We start from the raw sequence: 17720 nt of genomic DNA on the forward strand, positions 1-17720 counted from the left end.
CCTTATGTTTATTAACGTGTCAGTCGCCTTGAATGGTTGAATCATTTTTTTGCCCATGCAAGGGGGCTAATTTATGGTATAGTATCGCAACTTATGACCATTTTTACTAGCCCAACCCCTAACTTTTTTTCATTATTTGTCATTTGTACACGTCATGTATGATGGCAGTGCTAACAAATCGTCATTTAACTGTCATAATTGATATCTATGTCCAATTCTTCTGCCATAGCCTTTGTTTCCAAGTTGTTGATTGTTCTAATAAAACTGTTTTTGGCAGTACTTGCACTTATTTTGGTATTGGTGCTTGCCATACCCATTGGTTTTTATGGCATGGCGATGTACATTGAGCCAAGTTTGCCCAGTGTCACAGAGATTCAAACTGCCCAGCTATCCATGCCTTTAGAAATTTATAGCCACGATGGTAAGCTGATTGGTAAATTTGGCAATGACATGTCATTACCCATTGCCTTTGAAGACATGCCCAAACAGATGATACAAGCCTTTATGGCAGCAGAAGATGATTCCTTCATGCAACATTCTGGCATCAGTGTTAAGGGGCTTGGGCGGGCGGTTACCGAAATATTTACAGATGATGACTCACAAACAGGGGGTTCAACCATCACCATGCAGGTGGCTAAGAACTATTTTTTAAGTTCTGAGCGTACCTTTACTCGTAAATTAACTGAGTTATTTTTATCCAGAAAGCTAGAGCAAGAGCTTAGCAAAAAAGAGATTTTGACTTTATATGTCAATAAAATTTATCTTGGTGAAGGTGCCTATGGCATTCAAGCAGCGGCTCGCCGTTATTATGACAAATCTCTTGATGAACTGAGCATTGCTCAAACAGCGATGATTGCAGGTTTGCCCAAAGCACCATCAAGATACAATCCTGTTGCCAACCCTGAACGTGCCTTGATACGGCGTAATTGGATTATTGGGCGCATGTTGACACTTGGCTACATCAATAAAGCCCAGCACGATGCCGCCATTCAAGAACCAATTGCTCTTAATATGTATGAATTACCACTTGATGGTGACATGCCATACTTGGCAGAAATGGCCCGCTTTGCTTTGGTTAGTAAATATGGCAATCAGGTGATGAACAGTGGGTGGAAGGTTCGACTGACCGTTGATAGCAACATACAAAAAGATGCCGATAATGCCATACGTAAAAGCTTACTTGCTTATGATAAAGCTCATGGGTATCGTGGTTCTGAAGGCAATGTGGCTGACAAACCACTGTCTAAATACAATGTGGTTGGTGGCATGTATCCTGCTGAAGTGGTCAAAATCAATTATCGTAACTTTGATGCCAAACTCATCAATGGTGAGATAATCAATGTACCTTGGTCTGGCATGAGTCGGGCTCAAAAATATTTAAATGCCAATCAAAAAGGGCGTTATCCCAATCGAGCAACTGATTTGGTAAAAATGGGGGATATTGTCCGAGTAATTCCTTCATTTAAAAACAACAATAAACAAAACACACCAGCCAATGATGTTAAAGACCATGGTGTTAAAGACAATGATGATGCTGAACGGACAGAAACAGACTTAATGAATGGCGATAACACCCTGACTGACATGAAGTCTGATTTAACCCATGCCACTTGGCGATTAGCACAAGTTCCTAAAGTACAAGGCAGTTTGGTGTCTATCAATCCAGACAATGGGGCTTTAATCGCCTTGGTGGGTGGTTTTGACTATTATGGCAGTAAGTTTAACCGTGCCACCAGTGCATGGCGACAACCTGGTTCAACCATCAAACCCTTAGTATATTCAGCCGCACTCGAAAAAGGTTATCACCCTGACAGCATGATAGCCGACAGCCCTTTACGAGTGGGAGATTGGCAACCAAAAAATTCAGATGGTCGTTATTATGGCATAATGCCTTTAAGAAAAGCCTTATATCTTTCACGCAATCTGGTGTCCATTCGCCTGTTACAATCAGTTGGCACTCCCACTGCCCTAAACCTACTTGACCAATTTGGTCTTGATAAAGAAAAACTACCCGCTACCTTATCTTTGGCACTGGGGGCAGGAGAAACCAGCCCTTTACAGATGACCACTGCTTATGCGACTTTTGCCAACGGTGGTCATCGCATTCAGCCATATTTTATTGAACAAATTTATTCATTTGATAATCAATTAATTTATCAAGCCAATCCCAAACAAGCCTGTGCCATTTGCTATAATAAAAATTTAGAAAAAATTAATCAACAACGTGCCAAAGTATTACAATCGACTGTGACCGAAAATCATGATAAAAATAAAAATAACCAAGCCGATGCCAAACGCATCACAAAGATTGATGCCTTTAACAAAGTTCACTTCATTGAACCTTTATTAAATCGAGCCGAACAAGCACCTCGCATTTTATCTCCCAGAGCGTCTTATGAAATGGCAGATATTTTGCGTGATGTGGTGCAACGTGGCACAGCCACCAAAGCAAAATCACTTGGGCGTTCAGACATTGCTGGCAAAACAGGCACAACCAATAACTTTAAAGATGCGTGGTTTGCAGGTTTTCACCCTACCATGACTACCGTGGTTTGGATTGGTTTTGACCAACCCACCACGCTTGGTAACCGTGCTTATGGGGGGGTACTTGCTTTACCTGTGTGGATAGAATTTATGGGCAAACAGCTCAAAGACACACCCAATGAATGGGTCTCATTAAACAATCAAGCCAAATCCAGAGAACATAAGCAAGAAAGTATGGAGCTGACGGACAAACCGCTTAATAGCGTGGCAGAAGAGACGATGAATGATACGGACGAATCCAAGTTACCAATGACAAAAGAAGAGTTGCGCTCATCACCACCACCTGACGTTAAGGGCATTGATAATTTTGCTGGCCTTAACCTTGATGGCGTTGATAATTTTGATAACCCCAATAACCTTAATGAACCACCGCCAGACAAAAAATCAGACAAAACACCAAATAAAGAGCCAGACAAACAGACCATAACCAGTAAAATCCATCATACCGCCATTAACCCAACCCAAATTAATCCAACACAACCAACACAGTAAGTTAAATCAAGTAAACGGTTGATTTATTAATCGCCCATTTAAGCCACTGACTCTTTTTTTCACATCAATGACATCTTTTTCACATCAATGACCATGATAAAAAAAATAAAGCTCAAATCTTCTGATTTGAGCTTTATATCAATTAATAACATACAATCAATAACATAATAAGTTAAACAGTAAAAACCAAACAGCAAAAACAACAACACACGTCATGATAATGATGAATTATTGTCTTCGTTTAACTCTTTAACAAACGCCTTATCAAACTCGCTGAAGTTTTGATTATTAGACACAGAGTTCATCGCTGCATTTAAAGCGGCATCCATGTCAGTGGCTGTTGGAACAGAAAAAGTTGCGTTACTGGTGGACTTATTCTCTTTACGAGACTGATGGTAAGCAAGACCTGTCCCAGCAGGGATTAAGCGTCCCACCACCACGTTTTCTTTCAAACCACGTAAGTCATCAACTTTGCCTGTAACGGCAGCAGCGGTTAACACTCGAGTCGTTTCTTGGAAAGATGCTGCTGAAATAAAGCTTTCTGTTGCCAAGCTGGCTTTCGTGATGCCAAGCAGTTGACGCTCAAATTGTATAGGGAATTTGTCTTGAGCAATCAGTTTTTGATTGGTTGCCTTGATGTCATTATATTCCGCCTGGTCGCCTTTAAAGTAGTTAGAGTCGCCACCATCAGTGATTTCTACTTTTCTGAGCATTTGACGGATAATAACCTCTATGTGTTTGTCATTAATCTTCACACCTTGTAAGCGATAAACTTCTTGTACCTCATCAACAATGTAATTAGCAAGGGCAGTCTCACCTTTGAGACGTAAAATATCGTGTGGGTTCATCGGTCCATCAGCAATGATTTCACCACGCTCTACCGTCTGTCCTTCGAATACGTTTATTTGTCGCCATTTTGGTATCAACTCTTCGTGTTCTTCACCATTTTCATTGGTAATGACAAAGCGGTTTTTACCTTTGGTTTCTTTACCAAAGCTAACCACCCCTGTCATTTCTGCCATGATGGCATGTTCTTTTGGCTTACGAGCTTCAAACAAGTCAGCAACCCTTGGCAAACCGCCTGTGATGTCCTTAGTACCTGAAGTGGCTTGTGGCACACGACCAAGCACAGAACCTGCGGTTACTTGAGTGCCTTCTGACACACGAATGACCGTTTCAGCAGGTAGGAAATACACCACCTCTTTGCCGTCATTGGTTTCAAGCACAATGGATGGACGCATGTCCTTACTGGTGCTTGGACGGTCTTTGGTGGCAAAAATTTCAAATGAACTCATGCCTGTGGCATCATCAATCTTAACGGTGGCGGTCATGCCATCGATGATGTCACTAAAGCGAGCCTTACCTGTCACCTCTGTGATGATTGGGTGGGTGTGCGGATCCCATTTGGCAATGGTTTGACCTGCTTCAACTTTTTGTTCGTCTTTGACCGTAACATTCGCCCCATAAGGCAAACGATAACGTTCACGCTCACGTCCCAACTCATCTGCCACCCCAATCTCAGCAGAACGTGATACCACCACTAAATGCCCATCAGCATGCTCTACCGAACGCATGTTATGGAAACGAACAGTGCCACCATTTCTAACCACCACGCTGTTATCCACAGAAGCTGAGCTTGCCGCCCCACCAACGTGGAAGGTACGCATGGTCAACTGAGTGCCTGGCTCACCGATGGATTGAGCCGCCATGACACCCACAGACTCACCAATATTAACCAAGTGACCACGAGCCAAATCACGTCCATAGCACATGGCACAGACACCATGATTGGCATCACACGTAATCACCGAACGAACATGAACTTCATCGATGCCATTTTTATCAAGCACATCAACCCAATGTTCATCAATGAGTGTGTCAGCGGCAATTAATGTCTCACCTTCTGCGGTCAACACCTCTTTGGCAGTAACACGACCCAATACTCGGTCACCCAATTTTTCGATAACTTCACCACCTTCGATGTGTGGAGTCATCAACACACCTTTGTCTGTGCCACAATTGTTTTCGGTAATCACCAAATCTTGTGCCACGTCCACCAAACGGCGAGTCAAATACCCAGAGTTGGCAGTTTTCAATGCGGTGTCTGCCAACCCCTTACGCGCACCGTGAGTAGAAATAAAATACTGTAAAACGGTCAAACCTTCACGGAAGTTTGCTTTAATCGGAGTTTCAATGATAGAACCATCAGGTTTTGCCATCAGACCACGCATACCAGCTAATTGACGAATTTGGGCAGCACTACCACGAGCGCCAGAATCAGACATGATGTAGATTGAGTTAAAAGATTTTTGCTCAACTTTTTCACCGTCAGCATTCACCACACTATCAGTTGCTAAGTTTTCCATCATGGCATTGGCCACTTTGTCATTGGTGCGAGACCAGATATCCACCACTTTGTTATAACGTTCACCTGCGGTCACAAACCCTTCTGCAAACTGCTGTTCAATGGCACGCACTTCAGCATCAGCAGCATCGATGATGTCTTTTTTACTCGGCGGAATGACCATGTCTTCCATACCAATCGATACCCCAGATAAAGTTGCCTGAGCAAAACCTAAATACATCAGCTGGTCAGCAAACAAAACAGTGTCTTTTACTTCCATCTTACGATAGCAAGAGTTAAGCAGTTTTGAGATGTTCTTTTTGGTCATCTCTTTATCACATTCTTCAAACGCCATGCCTTCTGGCATGATGTTCCAAATCAACAAACGTCCTGCAACCGTATCTTTTAAGGAGGTGATTTTAGACTGATTGCCTTCATCATCAATTAAAGTCTCAGTAATACGCACCTTAATTTGAGCATTGACGCTCAACACACCACTGCCTAATGCTCTTAATGCTTCTGACATATCAGCAAACACCATACCTTCGCCTTTGGCATTGATAGAGCGACGGCTGATGTAGTACAAGCCCAATACCACGTCTTGTGATGGCACGATGATGGGTTCACCATTGGCAGGTGATAAAATGTTATTGGTTGACATCATCAATGCTCGTGACTCAAGCTGTGCTTCTAGAGTCAATGGCACATGCACCGCCATTTGGTCACCATCAAAATCAGCATTAAAGGCAGTACAAACCAATGGGTGCAACTGAATGGCTTTACCTTCAATCAATACAGGCTCAAACGCTTGCAAACCAAGACGGTGCAAGGTTGGGGCACGGTTAAGCAGTACAGGGTGTTCACGAATGACCATCGCTAACATATCCCATACTTGTGGCTCTTCTCGCTCGACCATTTTTTTGGCAGCTTTAATGGTATGAGCAATGCCGTGTGACAATAATTTGGCATAAGTGAACGGCTTAAACAACTCCAATGCCATCTTTTTAGGCAGACCACATTGATGTAACCGCAGAGTCGGACCAACCACGATGACTGAACGACCAGAATAATCAACACGTTTGCCCAATAGGTTTTGGCGGAAACGACCTTGCTTACCTTTAATCATATCAGCCAATGATTTGAGTGGACGGCGATTGCTACCAGTAATGGCACGACCACGACGACCATTATCAAGCAAGGCATCTACTGACTCTTGTAACATGCGTTTTTCATTACGAACAATGATGTCAGGAGCATTTAGTTCAAGTAAGCGTTTTAGACGATTATTACGATTAATGACACGACGATACAAGTCATTCAAATCTGATGTTGCAAAACGCCCACCTTCAAGAGGCACCAATGGACGCAAATCTGGTGGCAATACAGGCAAAACATCCATCACCATCCATTCAGGCTTGTTATTAGAATCACGCAATGACTCCAATAATTTTAAGCGTTTGGACATTTTTTTTAGTTTGGTTTCAGACCCTGTATTGGGAATCTCTTCACGAAGTAAGTCAATTTCAGCGTCTAAGTCAATGTCTTTTAATAAATCTTGAATCGCTTCTGCACCCATCTTAGCAGTAAACTCATCGCCGAACTGCTCTAATGCTGAATAATAATCTTCATCATCAAGCAGTTGATACTTTTCAAGGCTGGTTAAACCTGGATCAGTAACAATATAGCTTTCAAAATACAACACACGCTCAATATCACGCAAGGTAATATCAAGCAATAAACCAATACGGCTAGGCAAAGATTTTAAAAACCAAATATGTGCCACAGGACTTGCCAATTCGATATGACCCATGCGATCACGGCGTACTTTGGCAGTGGTCACTTCAACGCCACATTTTTCACAAATCACCCCTTGGAATTTGCGACGCTTATACTTGCCACATAAGCATTCGTAATCTTTGACAGGACCAAAAATTTTGGCACAAAACAAACCATCTCTTTCTGGCTTAAAAGTACGATAGTTAATGGTTTCAGGCTTTTTGACTTCTCCATGCGACCATGATCTGATGGTGTCTGGTGATGCCAAAGAAATTTGAATGCTGTCAAATTCACGGCTGCCAAAATCGGCAGGGCTTTTCATAATATCGAGTAAATCTTTCAAACTGCTTCTCCGTTATTTTTTAAGGTTGCATCAGATGTTTTTTGGGTAGACGATATTTTTGGATAAACAATGCTTTTCAATAAACAGTGTTTTTTAAACAGTATTTTTTAAACAATGTTTTTTAGATAAATAATGCTGATATCACAACAAAAATCTCATCATAAAAAATCAAGGCAACACAAGATAAAATGAACAATCTGGACGAGTGATGACAGCGTGCAACATGAATTTATCTTCAATAAAGGAAGAAACATGCCACACGCTCAGCCATTATTTTTTATCAATCAACTCAATATTAATACCCAAAGACTTAATCTCTTTGGTTAATACGTTAAATGATTCTGGCATACCAGGATCCATGTACTGCTCACCATCAACGATGTTTTTGTACATGCGAGTACGCCCATCGACGTCATCTGATTTGACTGTCAGCATCTCTTGCAAAGTATAAGTTGCACCATATGCTTCCAATGCCCAAACTTCCATTTCACCAAAACGCTGACCACCAAATTGTGCTTTACCACCCAATGGTTGTTGCGTCACCAATGAATATGACCCTGTTGAACGTGCGTGCATCTTATCGTCCACCAAGTGATTGAGCTTAAGCATGTACATATAACCGACGGTTACAGGGCGGTCAAATTGCTGTCCTGTACGCCCATCATAAAGCACCTGCTGACCTGTGGTTGATAAATCCGCCAACTCAAGTAGGGCTTTGATTTGCGTCTCTTTAGCACCATCAAACACCGCCGTACCCATCGGCACACCTTCACGCAAATTATGGCACATCGCCACAATTTCTTCATCATTCAAACTGGACAAATCAACAGGCTCACCACCAACTTGGTTGTAAATTTTATCTAAAAACTCTCGCAACTCTTTGACCGCCACCTGTGATTTCATCATGCGGTCAATCTTCTCACCCAAGCCATGTGCTGCCATACCCAGATGGGTCTCAAGTACCTGACCGATGTTCATTCGTGAAGGCACGCCCAATGGATTTAGCACAATGTCAACAGGATTACCATGTTCATCATAAGGCATGTCTTCAATGGGCATGATGCGGGAGATGACCCCTTTGTTACCATGACGACCTGCCATTTTATCACCAGGCTGAATGCGACGCTTGACTGCCAAATAGACTTTGACAATCTTTTGCACACCATGGGCCAAATCATCACCAGCGGTTAGTTTGCGTTTCTTTTCTGCAAAGCGGTCATCGATTTGCTTTTGCTTATCGCTAAGAAATTCAGCCGTTTGTGTCAGCCGTTCTGCCACTTCTTCATCAACAGGTTGAATGTCAAGTAAGGTGTCTAATGTCATTTCACTCATGGCATCAGCAGTCAATACTGTACCAGCTTTTAAGCCAGCACCACCGCTGACTTTTTGCTTGTCAAGCAGGCTGATGATACGACCACGAGTGGCTTGCTCAAAGATTTTTAGTTCTTCTTTTAAATCTTTACGATAACCATCAAGTTGTGCCTTTTCAATGGCTTGAGCTCGGCTGTCTTTTTCAACACCATCACGGGTAAAGACTTGCACATCAATGACCGTACCCTTTGATGAAGATGGCACACGCAATGACGTGTCTTTCACGTCAGCAGCTTTTTCACCAAAAATGGCACGCAACAATTTTTCTTCAGGCGTCAATTGGGTTTCACCTTTTGGTGTGACTTTACCCACCAAAATATCCCCTGCATCAACTTCTGCACCAATATAGACGATGCCTGCTTCATCTAAGTTTGACAACGCAGCTTCACCCACATTCGGAATATCGGCAGTGATTTCTTCTGTACCCAGCTTGGTATCACGTGCAACACAGGTCAACTCTTGAATGTGAATGGTGGTAAAGCGGTCTTCTTTCACCACACGCTCAGAAACCAAAATCGAGTCTTCAAAGTTATAGCCATTCCACGGCATGAAAGCAACACGCATGTTTTGCCCCAATGCCAACTCACCCAAATCTGTTGATGGACCATCTGCCAATATATCACCACGAGCAATTTCATCGCCTTGGTTAACAATGATGCGTTGGTTGATGCAGGTATTTTGGTTAGAACGAGTGTACTTAATCAGGTTATAAATATCGATACCTGCTTCACCTGCTTTCATTTCATTTTCATTGACACGCACCACAATGCGAGACGCATCCACATCTTCAATGACACCACCACGCTTAGCAATGACACACACCCCCGAATCACGAGCAACATGACGCTCCATGCCTGTACCAACCAATGGCTTATCAGCACGTAAAGTAGGCACAGCTTGGCGTTGCATGTTTGAACCCATCAACGCACGGTTGGCATCATCATGCTCCAAAAATGGAATAAGACTTGCTGCAACCGAAACCACTTGGCTTGGAGATACGTCCATGTGCGTGACTTTTTCTGGAGGCATACGCACCGTCTCACCATGACTACGTACAGTAACCATCTCATCAGTCAGCTCACCTTTTTCATTCATTGGTGAATCGGCTTGTGCAATCACCGTACCCACTTCTTCAATGGCAGACATATAAATAATGTCATCAGTAACCTTACCGTTTTCAACACGACGATAAGGCGTTTCTAAAAAACCAAACGAATTGGTCTTCGCAAAAACAGCCAATGAATTAATCAAACCAATATTAGGGCCTTCTGGCGTTTCAATAGGACAAACACGTCCATAATGCGTTTGATGCACATCACGCACTTCAAATCCTGCACGCTCACGAGTCAAACCACCGGGACCCAAAGCTGACACACGACGTTTGTGCGTGATTTCAGACAATGGATTATTTTGATCCATGAACTGTGACAACTGGCTAGAGCCAAAAAACTCTTTAACCGCTGCTGCCACAGGTTTGGAATTAATCAAATCTTGTGGTGATAAATTATCTGACTCAGCTGAACTCAAACGCTCTTTAACCGCACGTTCAACACGCACCAAGCCAATACGGAACTGGTTTTCTGCCATTTCACCAACGGAGCGAATACGGCGGTTACCCAAATGGTCAATGTCATCAACCACACCACGCCCATTACGAATTTCAATCAACTCTTTTAGCACATCAATGATGTCTTCTTTGCTCAACACACTGCGTTCACGCTGCACATCAACATCATCTGTATCTTCGAACGTGCGACCCAAACGACGATTGAACTTCATACGCCCAACATTAGACAAATCATAACGATCAGGATTAAAGAACATGCTTTCAAACAGCTTTTCTGCCGTATCTAAAGTTGGTGGCTCACCCGGACGCATGACCTTATAAATCTCAATCAACGCTTCTTCACGGCTACCAGTGCTGTCTGCACGCAACGTATCAGCAATATAAGTACCATGGTCAATATCATTGGTAAATAAAATACCAAACTCTTTGACATCATAATTAGACAACTTAACCAACAACTCATGGTTGATTAACGTATTGGCACGAGCAATGACTTCATCATTCACAACAATATCGTGTGCCAAAATACGCTCATACAAATACTCATCAGGCACAGCAAGCTTAGTCAAACCTGACTCTTCAATTTGACGAATACGGCGCGCATTGATGCGTTTGCCTTGCTCAACCAACACCTCACCATCAGCAGAGACAATGTCAAACTGTGCCATCTCACCACGCAAGCGATCTGCCACCAAATCAATCTCAAACTGTTCAGCACCTTTATAAACACGAATGCTGTCAAAGAAAATATCTAAAATCTCAGCAGTATCCAAGCCAATAGCACGCAAAATAATCGATGCCAACAACTTACGACGGCGGTCAATACGAGCAAACACCAAATCTTTAGCATCAAACTCAAAATCCAACCAAGAACCACGATAAGGAATGATGCGAGCGTTATACAGCACTTTACCACTAGAATGTGATTTGCCTTTATCGTGATCAAAGAACACACCCGGCGAGCGGTGTAATTGTGACACAATAACACGCTCAGTACCGTTAATAATGAACGTACCATTTTGTGTCATTAAAGGAATTTCACCCATAAATACAGTTTGCTCACGCACATCTTTAATGGCAGCTTTACTGTTTTTATCTTTGCTGTCTTTATCCTTAATGACCAAACGAATTTTAACACGCAAAGGAGCAGCAAACGTAGAACCACGCAAAATACACTCACGCTCATCAAACTCAGGCTCACCTAAATAATACTCAACAAACTGCAGTTCAGCATTACCAGTATGGCTTTCGATAGGAAAAATAGATGAAAAAGCCGCTTGCAGACCTGTATTAGAGCGACCTTTAGGCTTTTTATGCTCTTGCAAAAACTGCTCATAAGAATCCACTTGGATGGCGAGCAAGTACGGCACATCCATGACATTGGGCAATTGGGCAAAGCTTTTGCGGATACGCTTTTTTTCAGTATAAGAATATGCCATTCATAGTCCTTAAAGTAGATAAATGAACAACCAAACCAATCAGCTTGGTATCGAAGATTAAAACCTAGTATCGAAGATTAAAACAGAACGTCATTTGACCATCAACCATTGACCCATACCATCATGGCATCAATATGGCAAAACCAATCCAATAATGGCAAAAAACACGCACAACAAAACGCCAAACACTGATGGGTGTCTAGCAAATAATAATCAATGGTTCTGCCGATATGCGTATGCACATATGTTATGGGAAATCCTTATGTGAAATCTTACCAAATCAGCAAAGAGATGAACAAGAACAATGACATTGAATTCACATCAAAAAACACATTGCTCAAAACACATTGTTCAACTGCTGTGATACACACATCAAATATCATACAAGCAAACAAACTAAAAAGCCTAAAAACACTTTATTGTCGACTTTACATAATTAGCATGGTTAGCATAATAAATCAGATGATGAATACAGACAGCTTGGCTTAATACATGCGACGCACACAAGTTATTAAGACAAGAAATACCCTTAAGGCGTGCCAGTGGTCAAAGTTAAGTCGTTAATTATAATAAAAAAAAACCAGCAATGCAATGCACCACTGGCCTTTTTTGCCCAGAAAAATGTCGATTATTTAAGTTCGACAGTAGCACCTGCTTCTTCAAGCTTTTTCTTAAGCTCTTCAGCTTCAGCTTTAGAAACACCTTCTTTGATGGGTGCAGGAGCACCTTCAACCAACTCTTTGGCTTCTTTAAGACCAAGACCAGTGGCTTCACGAACTGCTTTAATAACACCAACTTTCTTATCACCAAAGCCAGCAAGAACAACGTCAAATTCATCTTTTTCTTCAGCAGCAGCGGCACCAGCATCAGCGGCAACAGCAGGACCTGCGGCAACAGCAGCAGCAGCAGCGGTAACACCAAACTTATCTTCCATGTCTTTGATAAGCTCAACGATGTCCATAACAGACATTTCAGCAATGGCGTTTAATATATCTTCTCTAGATAGTGACATGAGTGTAACTCCGATTAAAAAGGTTAAATGATTGAATTACGTTAAACAAAAATACATAATTCAAAAAAATTAAGCAGCGTCTTTTGCGTCTTTGACTGCGGCAACGGTACGAACAAACTTGCCAGGAACTTCTTTCATGGTCTGAGCAAGCTTGGTTACTGGTGCTTTCATAGTGGCCATCAAAATTGCCAAAGCTTCGTCTCTGGTTGGTAGTTTAGAGATTCTCTCAAGCTCTGATGGTCCATATGCTTCACCGCCAACCGATACAATTTTGGTTTTTAGGGCATCTTTGTTTTCTTTGTTAAAGTCAAACACGACTCTAGCAGCAGAACCCAAATCTTCCATAGAAAAAGCCAAAATGACAGGACCGGTTAGACCGTCTGACATGCACTCAAATGCGGTGCCTTCAAAAGCACGTTTTGCCAGTGAATTTTTCACCACTTTTAAAACGACACCCTTTTCACGAGCTTTATTGCGTAATTCGGTCATTTTCGCAACTTCAATCCCATGATATTCAGCAGCAACCGCTGAGTAGGCATTAGCAGCCACTTCAGACACTTCAGCCACAACTTGTTTTTTCTGTTCTAGCGTTAATGCCATAAGTTGACTCCTTAATCTTACCTTGCCATTAAAAACAAGGCTTGATATCAAATCACAGACAAACATAAAAACACGATTTGTCTGTGACACCCAATACGGTCCTTTTAGCCATACTTAATTCATTCAACCATTGTCATAACGACAAGTCATAAAGTCATAACTGTCATAACGACAACATCAGGATAAATAAAAATAACTAATAAGGTCACCGTCTGCGTAGGCCAAACCACACATTGATCTGATTAAGGGTACTGGAAATATTGGCAATTAAACTTAGCCACATCATGGCAACACCCACCTACGGTCTTAGACAGCATGATATTTCATGCTGACCTAAATTCAATAATTAATTATTAAAGCCAATTGGCTTTTTAAAATCAATTGGCTTTTTTAAACACCAATCAACATCATGAGTATAATTTATTTTGCAACACGATAAGGCACAGGGTCGATGGTGATGCCTGGACCCATGGTGCTAGATAGCGTGATTTTTTTGATATAAATGCCTTTTGACGTGGCTGGTTTGGCACGCTTTAAATCTGATAGCAACGCTTTGGCATTGTCTTCGATTTGTTGAGCTGTAAAGCCAATTTGACCAATGGTGGCATGAATAATACCCGCTTTATCAACACGATACTGAGCTTGACCTGATTTGGTATTTTTCACGGCCTCAGCCACATCTGGTGTTACCGTGCCAACTTTTGGGTTTGGCATTAAGCCACGTGGACCTAAAATGGTGCCTAACTGACCAACCACACGCATGGCATCTGGAGCAGCAATGACAACATCAAAATCTAAGTTACCTGCTTTAATGCTTTCAGCAAGATCTTCAAAACCAACCACATCTGCACCTGCCTCTTTGGCAGCATCGGCAGCAGCACCTTGAGCGAACACAGCAACACGCTTAGTTTTGCCTGTGCCTGCTGGCAAGTTAGTCGCACCACGCACCACTTGGTCAGACTTACGTGGGTCAACCCCCAAATTAATGGCGATATCGATAGACTCTTTAAATTTAGCAGGTGGCAAATCGTTAAGAATTTGGACAGCTTCTTCAATGCTATATAACTTATCGTTATCCACACGCTCTTTAATAAGCTTTTGACGTTTGGTTAATTTAGCCATTTACACACCCTCCACAGTGATGCCCATAGAGCGTGCTGTACCAGCAATGGTACGTACCGCCGCTTCCAAACCAGCAGCAGTTAAATCAGCTTCTTTGGTTTTAACAATATCTTCAAGCTGTGCACGAGTGACACTACCCACTTTAGTTGCGTTAGGCACACCAGAACCTTTTTGAATGCCAGCTGCTTTTAATAACAGATAAGCCGCTGGTGGTGATTTCATGATAAATGTGAATGATTTATCATTAAACACAGTAATTTCAGTTGGAATTGGCAAACCTGGTTCCATGTTAGCAGTTGCCGCATTGAACTCTTTACAAAATGCCATGATGTTCACCCCTTTTTGACCCAATGCAGGACCAATTGGTGGTGATGGGTTTGCTTTACCAGCAGGCACTTGTAGTTTGATGTAGCCATCAATCTTTTTTGCCATGAGTTGTCTCCTTATGGGTAATAACGCCAATTAGGCTCCCCAGTGAGTTTGATTTATTTAGTTTAGTTTTTCAACCTTACTAAATTCCAATTCGACCTGAGTTGGTCGATTAAAAACATTAACAGTCAAATGCAATTTGGATTTTTCGTAATCAACTTTTTCCACCATGCCTTTAAAGTCAGTGAATGGACCATCGATAACCAGCACCTCTTCACCTGGCTCAAATATGGTTTTAGGACGTGGTGCTTGTTCACCTTGCTTCAGACGGTTTAATATTCTATCTGCTTCTACTTGAGTAATGGGTGCAGGGTTTTCTGGTGTACCCCCAATAAAGCCCATGGTATTTGGACATTCATTGACAATATGCCATGTATCATCGTTCATTTCCATTTCGATGAGTACATAACCAGGAAAAAACTTACGCTCACTTTTGCGTTTTTTGCCATCTTTCATTTCGATGACTTCTTCGGTTGGCACTAAAATATCGCCAAACATCTCAGAGAAATCACTACGTTGTACTCGTTCTTTCAACGCACGTTGGACTTGTTTTTCATAACCTGAAAATGCTTGAATAATATACCAACGCATGTCATGCCTCTTGTGTCAGAAGTCTTTAAAATCATCATGTGTTGACAAATGACCAATGCACTTAGCCAACCACACATTTTAGCCAATAAAATAACCAATCAGTTGGTTAAATATGGTGTCTAATAACCACACAATAAAACCAAAAACAACAATCGCCACCATCACAACCCAAGTCCAATGAAAAGTTTCATTTTTACTAGGCCAAGTAACTCGTCTAAGCTCAACACCTGCATCCACTAATAAAGTCTTAAACGCCTTACCTTGGTGAGTCATGGCTAAACACACTAAAGCAACCACAATCAAACCAACGATAATTGCTATTTGTACCCACAAATCATTAGCAGCAGCCAAATAACCTGGTAAACGTTCCCTTACAAATGTTGTTGCTATTAAACAGATGGCTGCAACTATCCAAAGCACATAATCAATGGGTGATCTGGTCTTAGCCACTTCAACTGCAGTATTGGATTTTACCCTCCGATTAAGAAGCTGTTTGGCATGAGCAAGCTTTTCATCAAGTGTGTCTTGTTGATTGCTCATAGATACGCCTTTTTAAGGAATCAAAATCAATCGAAGAGAATATAATGGCAGGCGATGAGGGACTCGAACCCCCAACCCTCGGTTTTGGAGACCGATGCTCTACCAATTGAGCCAATCGCCTGTGGTTTGAATTGCATTATTATACGCAAATAATTGTTTTTTGCAAGCATTTCACAAAATTTTATTGTTCGCTGTTACTCCCCTAATAACCGCCATCCTTATAACCATTATAGCCACTGTCAATCACTGTCTTAATAACAAACCACAAAAAAGAGCCACCGAAGTGACTCTTTTTTTGTTTTGTGGATTTTTGTTTTGTGAATTGTCTGTTCTTAAAATAAGTCTATCAGAATCAGTCTTTTACAGATGATACTACACCAGCACCTACTGTACGACCGCCTTCACGAATGGCGAAGCGTAATCCTTTGTCCATGGCGATTGGGTGGATTAGCTCAACACTCATTTCGACGTTGTCGCCTGGCATGACCATTTCAGTGCCTTCTTGTAGGGTGATTGCTCCAGTAACGTCGGTGGTACGGAAGTAGAATTGTGGACGGTAGCCGTTTAAAAATGGGGTGTGACGTCCACCTTCTTCTTTGCTTAGTACGTAGACTTCAGCGTCAAATTTGGTGTGGGGGGTGATTGAGCCTGGTTTGGCCAGTACTTGCCCACGTTGTACTTCTTCACGTTTGGTGCCACGTAAAAGTACGCCACAGTTTTCGCCTGCTCGTCCTTCGTCCAGTAGTTTGCGGAACATTTCAACACCTGTGCAGGTGGTTTTGGTGGTGGGTTTGATGCCGACGATTTCGATTTCTTCGCCGACTTTGATGACGCCTGATTCAACTCGTCCTGTGACGACTGTGCCACGCCCTGAGATTGAGAATACGTCTTCGATGGGCATTAGAAAGTCTTTGTCAACGGCTCTTTCTGGTTCTGGTATGTAGGTGTCTAGGGTTTCTAGTAGTTCTAAGATGGCTGGTTCGCCGTATTTGCTGTCTTTGCCATTTAGGGCTTCTAGGGCTGATCCTTTGATGATTGGGGTGTCGTCACCAGGAAATTCGTAGTCGCTGAGCAGTTCACGTACTTCCATTTCAACCAGTTCTAGGAGTTCTTCGTCATCTACCATGTCGCATTTGTTCATGAATACCATGATGTAGGGTACGCCTACTTGGCGTGATAGTAGGATGTGCTCACGTGTTTGGGGCATTGGTCCATCGGTGGCTGATACGACTAAGATGGCTCCGTCCATTTGGGCGGCACCGGTAATCATGTTTTTGACGTAGTCGGCATGCCCTGGGCAGTCGACGTGGGCGTAGTGGCGGTTGGCGGTGTCGTATTCGATGTGTGAGGTGTTGATGGTGATGCCTCGGGCTTTTTCTTCAGGGGCGTTGTCGATGGCGGCGTAGTCTTTGGCTTCGCCTCCATGGTGCTTAGCAGCAACAGTAGCGATGGCGGCTGTTAGGGTGGTTTTGCCGTGGTCAACGTGCCCAATTGTGCCTACGTTTAGGTGGGGTTTGTTTCGTTCAAATTTCTCTTTGGCCATGGATTGA

Annotated in this window: 10 protein-coding genes and 1 tRNA gene; 1 reads left to right on the top strand and 10 read right to left on the bottom strand. The window is 42.4% G+C overall.

Features of this window, described 5'->3' with window-relative positions; all coding sequences use genetic code 11:
* Positions 1-207: 207 nt before the first annotated feature.
* Positions 208-3036, top strand: coding sequence for a penicillin-binding protein 1A (locus WDM69_RS07220; RefSeq protein ID WP_338755225.1), 2829 nt, complete (start codon positions 208-210; stop codon positions 3034-3036).
* Between the two features lie 212 nt (positions 3037-3248).
* Here WDM69_RS07220 and rpoC read toward each other — a convergent pair whose 3' ends face one another.
* From rpoC to tuf, 10 genes are all read right to left on the bottom strand, one after another.
* Positions 3249-7499, bottom strand: a complete 4251-nt coding sequence (rpoC, locus tag WDM69_RS07225; RefSeq protein ID WP_078308101.1) for a DNA-directed RNA polymerase subunit beta' — start codon at positions 7497-7499, stop codon at positions 3249-3251.
* A gap of 270 nt (positions 7500-7769) precedes the next feature.
* Positions 7770-11876 carry a DNA-directed RNA polymerase subunit beta gene (gene rpoB / locus WDM69_RS07230; RefSeq protein ID WP_078308103.1) on the bottom strand — a complete coding sequence of 1369 codons (4107 nt, stop codon included), beginning with the start codon at positions 11874-11876 and terminating at the stop codon, positions 7770-7772.
* A gap of 628 nt (positions 11877-12504) precedes the next feature.
* Positions 12505-12888, bottom strand: coding sequence for a 50S ribosomal protein L7/L12 (gene rplL, locus WDM69_RS07235; RefSeq protein ID WP_078308106.1), 384 nt, complete (start codon positions 12886-12888; stop codon positions 12505-12507).
* Positions 12889-12957: 69 nt separating this feature from the next.
* Positions 12958-13488 carry a 50S ribosomal protein L10 gene (rplJ, locus tag WDM69_RS07240; RefSeq protein WP_078308107.1) on the bottom strand — a complete coding sequence of 177 codons (531 nt, stop codon included), beginning with the start codon at positions 13486-13488 and terminating at the stop codon, positions 12958-12960.
* Between the two features lie 420 nt (positions 13489-13908).
* A complete protein-coding gene (rplA, locus tag WDM69_RS07245; protein ID WP_078308109.1) occupies positions 13909-14610 on the bottom strand; it encodes a 50S ribosomal protein L1 in 702 nt (233 codons plus the stop codon).
* On the bottom strand, positions 14611-15042 hold the full coding sequence (gene rplK / locus WDM69_RS07250; protein ID WP_078308111.1) for a 50S ribosomal protein L11: 432 nt from the start codon (positions 15040-15042) through the stop codon (positions 14611-14613). It abuts the gene before it with no gap.
* Positions 15043-15099: 57 nt separating this feature from the next.
* A complete protein-coding gene (gene nusG / locus WDM69_RS07255) occupies positions 15100-15630 on the bottom strand; it encodes a transcription termination/antitermination protein NusG (protein ID WP_078308112.1) in 531 nt (176 codons plus the stop codon).
* A 78-nt stretch (positions 15631-15708) separates the two neighbouring features.
* The gene (gene secE, locus WDM69_RS07260) at positions 15709-16170 is read right to left on the bottom strand and encodes a preprotein translocase subunit SecE (protein ID WP_338755226.1); all 462 of its coding nucleotides are present in this window, start codon (positions 16168-16170) and stop codon (positions 15709-15711) included.
* A gap of 45 nt (positions 16171-16215) precedes the next feature.
* Positions 16216-16291, bottom strand: a tRNA-Trp gene (locus WDM69_RS07265).
* Positions 16292-16522: 231 nt separating this feature from the next.
* Positions 16523-17713 (bottom strand): elongation factor Tu, encoded by a 1191-nt coding sequence (tuf, locus tag WDM69_RS07270; protein WP_338755227.1) that lies wholly within the window; start codon positions 17711-17713, stop codon positions 16523-16525.
* Between the last annotated feature and the right edge of the window lie 7 nt (positions 17714-17720).

Origin of the sequence: Lwoffella lincolnii (genome assembly GCF_037201985.1) — a bacterium.
Lineage (GTDB): Bacteria > Pseudomonadota > Gammaproteobacteria > Pseudomonadales > Moraxellaceae > Psychrobacter > Psychrobacter lincolnii.

Coding starts and splice junctions, on each gene's coding strand:
- rplK (WP_078308111.1), bottom strand. CDS start 15,042: ATGGCAAAAAAGATTGATGGCTACATCAAACTACAAGTGCCTGCTGGT.
- rpoB (WP_078308103.1), bottom strand. CDS start 11,876: ATGGCATATTCTTATACTGAAAAAAAGCGTATCCGCAAAAGCTTTGCC.
- nusG (WP_078308112.1), bottom strand. CDS start 15,630: ATGCGTTGGTATATTATTCAAGCATTTTCAGGTTATGAAAAACAAGTC.
- WDM69_RS07220 (WP_338755225.1), top strand. CDS start 208: ATGTCCAATTCTTCTGCCATAGCCTTTGTTTCCAAGTTGTTGATTGTT.
- secE (WP_338755226.1), bottom strand. CDS start 16,170: ATGAGCAATCAACAAGACACACTTGATGAAAAGCTTGCTCATGCCAAA.
- rplJ (WP_078308107.1), bottom strand. CDS start 13,488: ATGGCATTAACGCTAGAACAGAAAAAACAAGTTGTGGCTGAAGTGTCT.
- rplL (WP_078308106.1), bottom strand. CDS start 12,888: ATGTCACTATCTAGAGAAGATATATTAAACGCCATTGCTGAAATGTCT.
- tuf (WP_338755227.1), bottom strand. CDS start 17,713: ATGGCCAAAGAGAAATTTGAACGAAACAAACCCCACCTAAACGTAGGC.
- rplA (WP_078308109.1), bottom strand. CDS start 14,610: ATGGCTAAATTAACCAAACGTCAAAAGCTTATTAAAGAGCGTGTGGAT.